Below are 12,949 nucleotides of genomic sequence, written 5' to 3'. Positions count from 1 at the left end.
GACTTTTTGTGACGGGAGTATCGTATTGTTTTTTGATGAGAAATAAAGGCAGGCAGCGTAAAAACGGGGGCATTGTGGAAATGAAAAAGGCCGGAGAATATCCGGCCTCTGGCGATTAATGAACCTGTTGGTCACCTGTCGCAGAATCATTACGGATCGCGGCAATATCGACCGCATCATAGACATAATGATTACCGCAGTAGTCACAGTGCATATCAATATTGCCATCTTCCTGCAGGATTTGATCCACTTCTTCATCCGGGAGTGTGCGCAGCACATCGCCGCAACGTTCGCGTGAACAGGTGCACTTGAAACTCACGTTCTGGGGTTCAAACAGGGTGACTTCTTCCTGATGATAGAGGCGCCACAGCACGTCATTCGCTGGCAGGCCCAGCAGCTCTTCCGTTTTAATCGTTTCTGTCAACGTCGCCAGGTGGTTGAACTCATCCAGACTGGCATCCTGAGCCGGGAGAACCTGCAACAGAATACCGGCTGCACCCACCTGCGATTCTGTTTCGCCGGTGCGGATAAACAGGCGAGTAGGGAGCTGCTCTGAACGCATAAAGTAATCTTCCAGGCAGGCGGCCAGGGTGTCACCTTCCAGGCCGACAACGCCCTGATAGCGCTCACCTTCTTTCGGAGAAATGGTGATCACCAGATAGCCATTGCCGACCATCTCTTTCAGGCTGCTGCCGTCGGCAATTTCACCCTGCATACGCGCAACCCCACGCATTTCCTGAAGATTATTACCGTTGATCACCGCCATGTTAAGCGGGCCATCACCCTGCAATTGCACCGTGATATCACCGTCAAATTTCAGGGTGGCTGTCAGCAGGCTGGTGGCCACCAGCAGTTCGCCAAGGACCTGTTGCACTGGCTGAGGGTAGTCATGGCCCTCAATGATTTCCTGCCATGTCTGGGATACGGTAACCAGTTCGCCGCGCACAGCATGGTTTTCGAACAGGTAACGGTGCATCTGGTCTTGCTGGGACATAGTGTTTCTCTCGAGTGTGGCGTTATTCGTCGCCAGAATGTTTAAATTTCATCAGGTCACGACGTTCCTTTTTATCAGGGCGCCGGTCAGGGTGCGGCATAGTCAGGGCGTTCATTTTACGCGCCAGTGCCACTTTTTCCCGCTTCTCAATACTTTCTACCGTTTCACGGTACAATTGTTGCGCAACAGTCGCCGGGCCACGTTTGTCAGTGACCGCTTCAATTACTACGGTGCGCTGATCGTTACCCTGGCGCAGCGTCAGCTCCGCAGCGACTTCCACCAGTTTACTGGGTTTGCTGCGTTGACCGTTGTAATGGACTTTGCCGCCTTCGATCATTTCGCGTGCATCTGCCCGGGTTTTATAAAACCGGGCGGCCCAAAGCCATTTATCGAGCCGGACCCCGTCTGAGGGTTTCTCTTTCATCGCTGCTCCTTTTGGGAATACCCCTATATAGGGTGTCCCCCGTCGTCTTTCAAGTTAACGGGTGGGGCGTCCTGGATTATTTTGGGTATGGAGGGCACTAGCTATTAAAAATAGCACAGATGCGATGGGGTCAGAACATCGGCCGCACGGTCTGTATATCGTTGAGCGAATGGTTGAGGCATTTGTCGTAATACTGATGAATTTCCATCATCCGAAGACGATTACGGTGGATGCGACGCAGCGCCAGTAGTGTGTTAATGACCAGAATCAGAGTAAGCAACAGCAACAGCAAACTGCTGCCGAGGTAGTGCCATAATGTGATGGTATCCGGCTCGCTGTGCAGTGCGATATGGCGCGTACCGTTGGCATCGGTGGTGATGCTGGTAATGATCCCGTTAGCCTTAAACGGCGTGTGCAGCAGCATACCAGCCAGACGTTGCAGTTCTGGCCATTGGTCAGGCGCGTTGTAATCAAACAGTGATGCCGCCGGGGAGGGTTGATTCACCAACTGGCGGCCTTCATCGCTGAGGATCAGGAAACCACCCGGAGGAGGGCTGTTCAGCGCGTCTGAGGCACGGCGTGTTTCTCGGTAGAAGAAAGAGGACGTCGCGGTATTGACCAGGTTTTCCAGCGCTTCGGCGCTCACCGGGCGCAGTAGCACGTTCATGCCGTTGAGTGCACCAGAATTGGCACGATGCACCAGCGTCTGCCAGTCTTTGGCATTGCCGAGGTTGACCAGCGCATTTTTCAGACGCACACAGTCCTGTTCCTGGCTGCACAAATCCTGGGTTTTTTGCACGATATCGGAGAAGTCATCCAGCAGGATCATGCCTGACTTTTGAATGGCGGTGGCCAGCTGCGGATTGAGTTTTGGATCGGTGCTGGTCTGCGGATGAAGCTGCATCCGGGTGGTATCCAGCAGTGCGGTGGCTTTATCGATAATATCGGACTGCGGCAGGGGCAGGGGTTCAGCGTTGTTCCAGTATACCGCAGAGCAGTCGAACGGCATAAAGTCATAGCTGCGGTTGCCCTGATAGGTGGCTGGGATCGAACACATCCCCGTGCCTTTGACTTTCAGGCTGTCGCCCACATGCAGGGCAACGTTTTCTAAGTCACTCACCTGCGTGACCTGCAGACTTTCCGTGCCTTTAATCCATGCCAGGCTCAACTTCAGTGGCATGCTCAGGGGGATCCAGGAAATCAGCAGTACCAGCACCAACAACGCACCCGCAGCCAGCACAACATTTTTACGCCAGCGTTGGATTGGGAAATTACGCACCTCATCCTGCAGGGAGAGGAAACGTCCCTGGCGAACGACCTGGCGGTTAAGATAGATATCAACGTCGGTGGTTTGACCCAGGTCCTGGGTTACGTAGCTTTGCCAGTGTGGCGGATAGATCAAATCGATAATACCCAGCGAGATGTTACTGACCTGGCCCTGGTTGGATTCGCCAAATAAGCCCCAGCGTTTCGGTGCGCCGCGCAGGCAGTGGATGTCGCGCAGGTCTTTCTCTGTGGGGCGGCGGTACAGCATCCAGATGCTAAACAAAATCATACTTATTCCGGCCAGTACCAGCCATGGCATCAGAACAACCGGCCCCACCAGGCTGATGAAAAACAGCAGTAATCCCGTGCTGATAAGCACGGCTTCACGGGTGCCATCCGGCCTGCTCAACGCATACTCTTCCAGGCTCTCCTTGCGGACTCTGAGAAGCTCAACGTTCTCACCCTCTTCCTTGCGGATAGAGGCATTTTGCCCGGTCGCGCGTACCATCGGCATCAGTGCAGGCGATTCCCAACGATATTGGGTCAGTGAGTGCCCATTGAGTGAAATGACCAGCGGGATCGTTTGCGTTTTAATGAGCTCAACGTAGTTCTCTTCCGCAATGTACTGCTCCCATAGAGGGGGCAGATGCACTTCAACCGCATCCAGGTAGTAGCGCCATTTATTTTGGTCGTCGGTGGAGAGTCCGTAGCGGGTGATGGAGCGAGTGACGGGATAAACATTGTTGCTTTGAGACGTCAGAACCAGTTGTTCGGGGGAGCTACTGGCGCCGGTTGGCTGGGTATCGTGACGATTACTGGCCAGCATTGAGACATAGCGTTCTACCGCCGTGCGCTCTTCGTCGCTCAATTTGCGATAAGGGGGACTGATGAATGGCAGTGGTTTCGCCAACGGCGGGCGATGCCGCATAGCGTACCAAAAAAAACAACCTGCCGTCACCGAGCAGGCCAGCATTACAGCCAATATGATGACTATTGTGCTCATGCTCCCCTCATTCCTGCCACGATGCTCCTGTCATTTCTCTCGCATAAGATGGTGGGTCAATACCAGCCAAAAATGGCGAGTGAAGACAGAATAGGCAATTCACTGTGTGATTAAAAATAGCGCTAAAAATCATAAAATTAGAATAATTGTATAGCATGGCCGGGGGTGATGTTACCAGGCATTTACCCTAACAGATATCGGCATAATCCTATTTTTTAGTCGTTTAATTGACATTCTTTAAAAGATTTTCCTTATAGTAACAAGGATTTGTTATAAAAAAGTAAAATGATTCATGCGATGATTGGATTCCTGCGGCGCCTGCCGCACAATGGACAATAGCACACCCGTGTTTATACCGGGCATGACGTTAACCTTATTCGGCTTTTCGCTGGGGCCATGATGACCAGACAATTACAAAAACCTACTATCCACAAAGTTGAAGCTGTTGCACGCTCCAGGCTGTTCACGGTTGAAGCCGTTGATCTGGAGTTCAGCAACGGTGCACGCCGCGTGTATGAACGCATGCGTTCCTCCGGCCGTGAAGCGGTCATGATCGTGCCGATTGTCGACGATCATCTGATTCTGATTCAGGAGTATGCCGTCGGGCTGGAAAGCTACGAGCTGGGGTTCCCGAAGGGATTGATTGATGCTGGCGAAACGCCGTTTGAAGCAGCCAACCGTGAGCTAAAAGAAGAGGCCGGGTTTGGCGCTCATCAACTGGAGACGCTGGGAAAACTGACGATGGCGCCCTCCTATTTTTCCAGCCAGATGAACATTGTGGTGGCAGAGGGGCTTTATCCTGAGCAGTTGGAAGGGGATGAACCTGAGCCATTACCGCAACTGCGCTGGCCGCTGAATAACTTGCTGGCGCTACTGGATGAACCTGATTTTCGCGAATCGCGTAACGTCAGTGCGCTGTTTCTGGTCCGCGAATGGCTGGTGAAGCAAGGCCGGCTGAGTTACTGATGTGAGCTATCGTAGCGGGTGAGCGCGGCTGGCTGACCTGTAATAAAAAATGCCGGGCACTTGCCCGGCATTTTTGTATCAGAACAACTCGTGACTTTCTCCGTTGTCCATCAGTGTGGTGCCAACGTCATGTACGGAATACTCCGTCGGCTGGGTGCCGTTGATGAAGTACTCCGCGCGGCTATTGCCGCCACCGTTCGCCAGTTTGCCGGTGCTGCGGTCGATATTGACCGTCACTACGCCCTCTGGCGGCGTCAGGGGTTGTAACGGCACCCCATCCAGCGCGGACTTCATATAGTCATCCCATGCTGGCTGGGCGCTCTTGGCACCGCCTTCGTAGCCTGATATCTGATCTTTGATCGCCCCGGAAGCCGTAGTGCGTCCAAGGTCACGGCGGTGATCGTCAAAACCGATCCACACCGAGGTGACAACCCCCGGCCCGTAGCCAGAGAACCAGGCATCTTTTGAGCTATTAGTGGTACCGGTTTTGCCACCGATATCGTTACGCTTAAGGTCACGGCCAGCACGCCAGCCCGTCCCCATCCAGCCTGGTTCACCAAACACATTCGAATTCAGCGCGCTTTTAATCAGGAACGCCAGCGGGGTGTTGATCACGTGTGGCGCATATTGCTGCTGGCCATCCTGCTGACCCCGCTGTGGAACCTGCTCCAGCTGCGGTTGTGGCACGGCAACATTGTTACCTTCCGACGATACCGCCACGTTTTCCACGCTGTCTTCACTCAGTGCGACGGCCTTCTGAGTGTTGCCATAGATCACCGGCAGATTGCACTCTGCACAGGCGACTTTCGGTTTCGCTTCGAAGACGTGGTTGCCTTGCTCATCATCGATGCGCGTGATGAAGTACGGGTCAACCAGGAAGCCGCCGTTCGCCATCACAGAATAGCCACGTACCATCTGCAAGGGGGTGAAGGAGGCCGAACCCAGCGCCAGTGATTCCGTATGGACGATGTTCTGTGCCGGGAAGCCAAAACGCTGCAAATATTCGGCCGCATAGTCGACGCCCATGGCGCGCATGGCGCGCACCATCACAACGTTCTTCGACTCCCCCAATCCCTGGCGCAGACGAATGGGGCCCGCGTAGGTATTGGGTGAGTTCTTCGGACGCCAGTCGGCACCGGCACCGGCATCCCAACGAGAAATCGGCACGTCGTTAAGAATGGATGCCAGCGTCAAACCGCGATCCATTGCTGCGGTATACAGGAACGGTTTGATATTGGAACCGACCTGGCGTAACGCCTGGGTTGCACGGTTAAACTTGCTCAGATTGAAGTCAAAACCGCCTACAAGGGCGCGCACGGCACCATCGTGTGGGTCGAGCGACACCAGTGAGGAGTTCACATCCGGCACCTGGCTCAGCTGCCAGTCGTTATCCACCTTACGTACCCAAATCTGCTGGCCAGGCTGTAATACCTGGCTCACCGAACGCGGAGTGGCACCTTGTAAGGTGTCAGACTTGAACGGGCGCGCCCAGCGAACACTGGCGAGGTTTAGCGCAACGCTGCTGCCATCACGCATAATGGCAGTGGCTTCATCGCTGTTACTGGTGGTGACCACGGCCGGGAACAGCGGACCGTACACCGGCAGAGACTTCAGCGTTTTCATGATTTCACTGTGGCCCCACGCCTGTTCACCCACTTTCCACAACACACTGGCCGGACCGCGATAACCATGACGCATATCATAGGCAATCACGTTGTCCTGAACCGATTTCTGTGCCGCCAACTGGAGTTTACGGGTGACAGTGGTATAGACCTTGTAGCCATCGTTGTAGGCGTTCTCACCGAAGCGCTTGATCATCTCCTGACGCACCATCTCAGTCAGATAAGGCGCTGAGAAAGCAATTTCCGGCACATGATAGTCCGCCACCAGTGGTGTGCTGCGGGCTTCGTTATATTGCATCTGCGTGATGTAGTGCTGGTCAAGCATACGCGCCAGGACGGTATTGCGACGCTGCACAGCACGATCATGAGAATAGAGTGGGTTAAACGTCGACGGCGCTTTTGGCAGGCCGGCGATCATGGCGATCTCACTCAGTGACAGCTGGTCAACGCTCTTACCAAAATAGACCTGTGCCGCAGCGCCAACACCATAGGCGCGGTAGCCGAGGTAAATCTTGTTCAGATACAGCTCAAGGATCTCGTCCTTGCTCATCATTTGTTCAATGCGAATGGCGAGGAACACTTCCTTGACCTTACGTATCAGAGTACGTTCAGGGCTGAGGAAGAAGTTACGTGCCAGCTGCTGGGTAATGGTACTGGCCCCCTGCGACGCATGACCGGAAACCAGCGCAATGCTGGCTGCACGGAAAATACCAATCGGGTCGACGCCATGATGTTCATAGAAGCGGCTGTCTTCCGTCGCGATAAAGGCCTTCACCATTTGCGGTGGGATTTGTTGCAGCGTCAGTGGAATACGGCGTTTCTCGCCGTACTGTGCGATAAGCTCGTTATCAGCACTGTAGACCTGCATTGGCGTCTGCAGACGCACATCTTTCAGCGTGGCGACATCCGGGAGCTGTGGCTCTATGTATTTGTACAAACCATAGATCGAGCCAGCTCCCAGCAAGATGCAACACACTGCAAGGATCAATAAATACTTTACGAACTTCACCTGATATTTCCCACTTAAAGTCGGTTGGGCAGTTTATAAACAATCGCGCGGTAGTATAAAGGCAAGCCTGTACCTTGGATACGTCCTTTTCAACAGACGATAAGGAGATCGCGCAATGGCTTTTCAAACATGGCAAGTCGGGCTGGATATTCAAAACGGGCAGCTCTGCGCCCTGGGCATCCAGCGCCGTCGAAACGGCTGGCAGCTACGTCATTGGTGGCAGCATACGTTGCCGCAAGATACGTTAAGAAATGGCCTGGTGCAACGCCCGGACGATGTGGTGGCATTACTGCAACGCTGGCGTAAACACCTTCCTGCTCGCATTTCATTGCGGGTGGGCTTTCCCCCACAGTTAGTCATGCAGCGCCAGCTGACGAAGCCTGCCTTGCGATTACGTGAATCCGATCATAGCAGTTACATCATGGCGGCGGCGAGGCGACTTTTCCCAATCGCACCCGAAGTGCTGGCGCTGGATTACCGTTGTAGTGATGACGCTGACGGATCGATGTATCTGACGGCCGCACGTCAGGACGCACTACAAAATTGGGTAGACTGCCTGCAACAGGCATCGCTGGCTCCAGACGTTCTGGAACTGACTCCGGCGGCGCTGTATGCGCTGGCTCGTGAGCTGTCACTGGAGACGTCCGCTGCGTTGGTGCACCGCCTGAGCGATCACTGGCTGTGGTATGCCCCGCAGTCGGGTGAACATGCCTGGGGCTGGTGTTCACAGGAAGATGCAGCCGATTTTAGCGCACTACAGCAGCGATACTTACAAGGCAGTCACTCAGTCTGGTACAGCTCTGTGCTGGCAGAAGAGCGACCGGAAGGCACCTTCGCACTGTCGCCGCTGGCCGCAGTGCAATGTTATCAGCCGCCGTTACCCGTGTATGACGGTGCTTTTGCGTTGGCAACCGGCCTGGCATTACGCCCGGAGGATGACTGATGGTATGGGTGAACTTATTACCCTGGCGGCAGGTGCAATTGCAGAAGCGCTGGCGCGTCTGGCGTCTGGCAGGGGGCGCGTTAGTGCTGGTGTTTTCCATGCTGATGCTGAAGGGATACTGGCAGCGCAGTCTCAATCACCAACAGAGTAGCATGCAGGGGCTGTGGAACGCCGCGCTGAACGAGGCACAGGCTCTGAACGGGCGCACGCAGGCCGTGAGGCAGCAGCTCATCGCCTTGCAACGTCAGCAGGATCACCTCGTGCGCCGGCAACAGCAGATGGTTCAGTGGCGTGATTTCGCACGCGGGCTCGGCGCGCACTTTCCTCCGGATACGTGGCTGAACGTTTTGCATAAAACCCGTAAGGAACTGGTGTTACGCGGGGTGGCGGCCAGCATTCAGGAACTGCATCAACTGCGTGACAGATTACGTGAGGTTACGTTGTTTACACAGGTGAACCTGGGGGCGGTCCAGCGTGTGCGCACGGGCGAAATAACGTTCGATATGCTGGCATTACCGGTCTTGTCTTCTGGCGCCATCGAATGATGCACCGCTGGCTGATCGGCTGGTTGCAAATGGCAGCCTGGCTGCGCTTGTGCAGTTTTTGTGGCGCGGCGCTGTTGCTGGCGATGCTGTTATGGGGTGTCTGGCTGCGTCCGATACAACAAAAGCAGCAGCAGTGGGAACAGCAATGGCAGCAGCAGGCACATCGTTATCGCCAGCAGTTGCAATTACTCCGTGCCATGCCCGCACTTGCCGCCTTACAGCAGCAGACAGAACAGCTCGAGGCACAGCTTGTCTCTGACGTCAGCGGGTCTTACTCACTGTCCGACTTGCTCAAAGCCAGCGGTGCGGTGCTGGAATACTGGCGCCCTGCGGGGCAGGGCGGTGAGCTGTCTCTGACGCTGAACTGGCCACAATTTATTGCGCTGCTGGATTATCTTTCTGCGCTTCAGCCCACGTTACTGTTTTCCCAGTTCAAACTGCAACGTGAGGAACAGCAATTGCGCCTGATCATGGAGTTAACGGATGAAAATTAAGCTGGCCTGGGGATTGCTGTTGTTGATGTGTAACGGGTGGGCGCGCGATCCTTTTTTTCCTCTGAACGTCCAGCGTTGCGCGTCCGTGGCAGAGACGGAACTCACCTGGCGTTTACTGGGACTGATTGGCCGAGAGGGCCGCTATGACGCGTGGTTGGTCTCGCCTCAACATCAATTGCTCTGGCGGCAGACTGGCGACCCATTACCTGGCACGGACTGGCGTATCGCGGAGATTGATGCTCACGCTGTCACGATTACGATTTTACAGGACTGCCAGCCGCCACGTCGGCTGGGTTTAAAAGGACGACATAATGCTCAGGATGATTTGCCTGTGGCTGGCGCTGATAAGCCCGATATCCGCCAGCCAGATTCCCCTTTCTCTCGCTTTTGACGCTGCCCCTGTCGGGCAGGTATTACAGGCGCTGGCCGATTATCAGCAGCTCAACCTGGTGGTGGCGCCCGGAATAGAAGGCACGCTGTCTCTTCGGCTAAAAGATGTGCCCTGGCAGCAGGCTTTACAGTTGGTGTTAAAAATGGGGCGCCTGACAATGGAAAAACAGGGCAATGTGATGCTGGTTTATCCGGAAAGCTGGCGGCAAGAAGAGGATCGTAAAACGGCCGCTCGCCGTGAAGCACAGGAACAGACGCTCCCCCTGCATAACCGTACACTCACTCTCCAGCATGCCGATGCCGCAGCGGTCAACGGCAGCTTGCAAAATGAGCGGGCCCGATTAATGACCGTGCGTGGCAGCATTACGCTGGATAGTCGAACCAACAGTCTGCTATTACGTGATACTGAAAGCGCCCTCGATCAGGTAGAACGCTGGGTGCGCCAGTTAGATGTGCCGTTGGCACAGATTGAACTGGCAGCACACATCGTCACCATCAGTGAAGAGAATCTGCGCGAGTTAGGGGTTAACTGGGGGCTAAGTGGATCTGAACAGGTGGCACAGGCGTTGCGAAGCAGCCAGCTTAGAGTGGATCTTGGCGTCAGTCACCCGGCGGGCATGGTGGGTTTTACGCTGGCAAAACTGGATGGTCAGTTGCTGGATCTTGAGTTGAGCGCGCTGGAAAGAGAGCACCAGGCCGAGATTATTGCCAGCCCACGTTTGTTCACCTCGCATCAGCAGACGGCCAGTATCAAACAAGGTACAGAAATTCCCTATGAGGTTGCCAGTGGTAATAGTGGTTCGACCACCATGGAGTTTAAAGAGGCGATGCTGGCGATGGAAGTCACGCCAGAAGTGCAGGCTAACGGTCGGATTTTGCTGAAACTGCATATTTCTCAAAATGTACCCGGAAAAAATATGCGAAGCGGTGAAAAAGAGGTTCTGACCATCGATAAGCAGGAGATTGATACCCAGGTGATGTTGAAGGATGGGCAGACGCTGGCGCTGGGAGGGATTTTTCAGCAACAGAGCGGCACAGGGCGCACTAAGGTGCCTTTTTTGGGCGATATTCCGCTATTGGGTGGCCTGTTTCGTCACGATGTGCGTGAACAAAAAAGGCGTGAATTGGTGATCTTCATCACACCGAGACTGATTCGTAGCGATTAATGCGAATTTTGAGGCAAACTGTAACACCTGCATGTTTTTTCCGGAATTGCTGACAGTTGGGTTTGACGCAAGGACGGAATTAGCTTACAAGGTTTAGCGATTTTGAATTACGGGCCAGGTGCCCTTAGCAGCGAATGCTTTTTAACCGTTTTTTATCGTGCGCAACCGGCGTAGCCGATGCAACCACATCCGGCTGATAAATGAAGCGGACTGAAACGCGCCAAAATATTGCGTGCAATGGGCAAGGTAAATTTAATCGGTTGCCAAAACACCTTCAGTGTTGAGATAATTTTCATCTGACTCTCGCACTATCGCTCATGAGGTTTCAGTTCATGTCCTGCCTGGTTTAAGGCGGGGTATCATCAACGAATTGTCTTAGTAATACCGAAAAAATGGCAGAGAAACGCAATATCTTTCTGGTTGGGCCTATGGGTGCCGGCAAAAGCACTATTGGGCGTCAGTTAGCTCAACAACTCAATATGGAATTTTTCGATTCCGATCAAGAAATTGAGCGACGTACCGGAGCGGATGTGGGCTGGGTTTTTGACGTCGAAGGCGAAGAAGGCTTCCGCGATCGCGAAGAAAAAATCATCAATGAACTCACTGAAAAGCAGGGCATTGTGCTGGCGACAGGTGGCGGTTCCGTCAAGTCGCGCGAAACGCGCAATCGTCTCTCCGCCCGTGGCGTAGTGGTTTATCTTGAAACGACTATCGAAAAGCAACTGGCACGTACTCAGCGCGACAAAAAGCGTCCGCTGTTGCAGGTGGATTCTCCACCGCGTGAAGTGCTGGAAGCATTAGCCGATGAACGCAATCCGATGTATGAAGAGATTGCTGACGTAACCATTCGTACTGACGATCAAAGTGCGAAAGTGGTGGCTAATCAAATTATCAATATGTTGGAAAAGAGCTGATTCAGGCTCTGATGGCCCACTCGTGGGCACAGCAAAAAAGGTGATACAGCGTCATGGAGAGGATTACCGTAACTCTTGGGGATCGCAGTTACCCCATTACCATCGCCGCCGGGTTGTTCGCAGATCCGGCTTCTTTTTGGCCGCTTAAAGCGGGCGATCAGGTCATGCTGGTAACCAACCAGACGCTGGCTCCTCTCTATCTGGAACCATTGCGTTCACGCCTTGAGGGCGCGGGCGTGGTGGTCGATCAGGTGATTCTGCCGGACGGTGAGCAGTTTAAATCGCTGGCCGTGTTGGAGCAGGTTTTTACCGCATTACTGTCCAGACCTCATGGCCGGGATACCACTTTGGTGGCACTCGGTGGCGGTGTGATTGGTGATCTAACCGGATTTGCAGCCGCCAGCTACCAGCGTGGCGTACGCTTTATCCAGGTACCAACCACGCTGCTGTCGCAGGTTGACTCCTCTGTGGGGGGGAAAACTGCCGTCAATCATCCGTTGGGTAAAAACATGATTGGGGCATTTTATCAACCTGCCTCGGTGGTGGTGGATCTTGACTGCCTGAATACCCTGCCAGCGCGTGAGCTCTCTTCCGGTCTGGCGGAAGTGATCAAATACGGCATCATCCTTGACGGTGAATTCTTCACCTGGCTTGAAAACAATCTCGATGCCTTGCTGGCGCTGGATGGCACGGCGCTGGCGTACTGTATCCGCCGCTGCTGTGAGTTGAAAGCTGAAGTGGTGGCAGCAGATGAACATGAGCACGGCCAGCGTGCGTTGCTGAACCTTGGGCATACCTATGGTCACGCCATTGAAGCCCATATGGGTTACGGCAACTGGCTGCACGGCGAAGCGGTGGCAGCCGGGATGGTGATGGCTGCGCGCAACGCTGAACGTCTTGGCCAGTTCAGTTCGCAAGATACAGACCGTATTATCACGTTGTTACAGCGTGCCGGGTTACCGGTACATGGGCCAGAAAGTATGGCGGCGGCTGATTACCTGCCACATATGATGCGTGATAAAAAAGTACTGGCTGGCAAGCTGCGTCTGATTCTTCCACTGGCCATCGGCAAAGCCGAAGTGCGCAGCGGAGTACCACATGATATGGTTCTTGCATCCATTCAGGATTGTCAGAAGCCATAGCGATTATCTGTTGCCAGGTCTCCTGGCTACTATTCTGATGTATCGCCGTTCAAGGGTTCGAACGGCATTGC

At 54.2% G+C, this 12,949-nt stretch carries 12 protein-coding genes; 8 read left to right on the top strand and 4 right to left on the bottom strand.

The window, feature by feature from the left end; all coding sequences use genetic code 11:
- Positions 1-115 precede the first annotated feature (115 nt).
- From hslO to WH279_RS00450, 3 genes are all read right to left on the bottom strand, one after another.
- A complete protein-coding gene (gene hslO / locus WH279_RS00460; RefSeq protein ID WP_133846657.1) occupies positions 116-994 on the bottom strand; it encodes an Hsp33 family molecular chaperone HslO in 879 nt (292 codons plus the stop codon).
- 22 nt (positions 995-1,016) lie between these two features.
- Positions 1,017-1,418: a ribosome-associated heat shock protein Hsp15 gene (gene hslR / locus WH279_RS00455; RefSeq protein WP_200642645.1), complete on the bottom strand. Its 402-nt coding sequence runs from the start codon at positions 1,416-1,418 to the stop codon at positions 1,017-1,019.
- A 130-nt stretch (positions 1,419-1,548) separates the two neighbouring features.
- A complete protein-coding gene (locus WH279_RS00450) occupies positions 1,549-3,687 on the bottom strand; it encodes an intracellular growth attenuator family protein (RefSeq protein ID WP_339454582.1) in 2,139 nt (712 codons plus the stop codon).
- Positions 3,688-4,086: 399 nt separating this feature from the next.
- Between WH279_RS00450 and nudE the strand changes: the two genes are divergently transcribed.
- Positions 4,087-4,653: an ADP compounds hydrolase NudE gene (gene nudE, locus WH279_RS00445; RefSeq protein ID WP_133846704.1), complete on the top strand. Its 567-nt coding sequence runs from the start codon at positions 4,087-4,089 to the stop codon at positions 4,651-4,653.
- 78 nt (positions 4,654-4,731) lie between these two features.
- Here nudE and mrcA read toward each other — a convergent pair whose 3' ends face one another.
- Entirely contained in the window at positions 4,732-7,284 is a 2,553-nt protein-coding gene (mrcA, locus tag WH279_RS00440) for a peptidoglycan glycosyltransferase/peptidoglycan DD-transpeptidase MrcA (RefSeq protein WP_200642647.1), read from the bottom strand.
- A 115-nt stretch (positions 7,285-7,399) separates the two neighbouring features.
- On the opposite strand from mrcA, the gene pilM reads away from it, so the two are divergent.
- The 7 genes from pilM to aroB all read left to right on the top strand — a co-directional run bounded on the left by pilM (position 7,400) and on the right by aroB (position 12,878).
- Positions 7,400-8,227, top strand: a complete 828-nt coding sequence (gene pilM, locus WH279_RS00435) for a pilus assembly protein PilM (protein WP_339454578.1) — start codon at positions 7,400-7,402, stop codon at positions 8,225-8,227.
- Entirely contained in the window at positions 8,227-8,772 is a 546-nt protein-coding gene (locus WH279_RS00430; RefSeq protein ID WP_339454576.1) for a PilN domain-containing protein, read from the top strand. Before pilM ends, WH279_RS00430 begins: the two co-directional genes overlap by 1 nt.
- Positions 8,769-9,266, top strand: coding sequence for a HofO family protein (locus WH279_RS00425; protein ID WP_339454574.1), 498 nt, complete (start codon positions 8,769-8,771; stop codon positions 9,264-9,266). Before WH279_RS00430 ends, WH279_RS00425 begins: the two co-directional genes overlap by 4 nt.
- Complete coding sequence (locus WH279_RS00420; RefSeq protein WP_339454572.1) at positions 9,256-9,657, top strand: HofP DNA utilization family protein; 402 nt, start codon at positions 9,256-9,258, stop codon at positions 9,655-9,657. The genes WH279_RS00425 and WH279_RS00420 overlap by 11 nt, the downstream gene beginning before the upstream one ends.
- A complete protein-coding gene (gene hofQ, locus WH279_RS00415) occupies positions 9,578-10,822 on the top strand; it encodes a DNA uptake porin HofQ (RefSeq protein WP_339454571.1) in 1,245 nt (414 codons plus the stop codon). Before WH279_RS00420 ends, hofQ begins: the two co-directional genes overlap by 80 nt.
- Positions 10,823-11,214: 392 nt before the next feature.
- Positions 11,215-11,736 (top strand): shikimate kinase AroK, encoded by a 522-nt coding sequence (gene aroK, locus WH279_RS00410; RefSeq protein WP_048917675.1) that lies wholly within the window; start codon positions 11,215-11,217, stop codon positions 11,734-11,736.
- 53 nt (positions 11,737-11,789) lie between these two features.
- Entirely contained in the window at positions 11,790-12,878 is a 1,089-nt protein-coding gene (aroB, locus tag WH279_RS00405) for a 3-dehydroquinate synthase (protein WP_200642653.1), read from the top strand.
- The last annotated feature ends 71 nt before the right edge of the window (positions 12,879-12,949 follow it).

This window comes from Erwinia sp. MYb375 (genome assembly GCF_037479175.1).
Lineage (GTDB): Bacteria > Pseudomonadota > Gammaproteobacteria > Enterobacterales > Enterobacteriaceae > Erwinia > Erwinia rhapontici.
Note: the sequence above shows the minus strand (reverse complement) of the source record. Positions and strands in the feature narration are given on the sequence as shown.

Coding starts and splice junctions, on each gene's coding strand:
- hslO (WP_133846657.1), bottom strand. CDS start 994: ATGTCCCAGCAAGACCAGATGCACCGTTACCTGTTCGAAAACCATGCT.
- hslR (WP_200642645.1), bottom strand. CDS start 1,418: ATGAAAGAGAAACCCTCAGACGGGGTCCGGCTCGATAAATGGCTTTGG.
- WH279_RS00450 (WP_339454582.1), bottom strand. CDS start 3,687: ATGAGCACAATAGTCATCATATTGGCTGTAATGCTGGCCTGCTCGGTG.
- nudE (WP_133846704.1), top strand. CDS start 4,087: ATGACCAGACAATTACAAAAACCTACTATCCACAAAGTTGAAGCTGTT.
- pilM (WP_339454578.1), top strand. CDS start 7,400: ATGGCTTTTCAAACATGGCAAGTCGGGCTGGATATTCAAAACGGGCAG.
- WH279_RS00430 (WP_339454576.1), top strand. CDS start 8,227: ATGGTATGGGTGAACTTATTACCCTGGCGGCAGGTGCAATTGCAGAAG.
- WH279_RS00425 (WP_339454574.1), top strand. CDS start 8,769: ATGATGCACCGCTGGCTGATCGGCTGGTTGCAAATGGCAGCCTGGCTG.
- WH279_RS00420 (WP_339454572.1), top strand. CDS start 9,256: ATGAAAATTAAGCTGGCCTGGGGATTGCTGTTGTTGATGTGTAACGGG.
- hofQ (WP_339454571.1), top strand. CDS start 9,578: ATGCTCAGGATGATTTGCCTGTGGCTGGCGCTGATAAGCCCGATATCC.
- aroK (WP_048917675.1), top strand. CDS start 11,215: ATGGCAGAGAAACGCAATATCTTTCTGGTTGGGCCTATGGGTGCCGGC.
- aroB (WP_200642653.1), top strand. CDS start 11,790: ATGGAGAGGATTACCGTAACTCTTGGGGATCGCAGTTACCCCATTACC.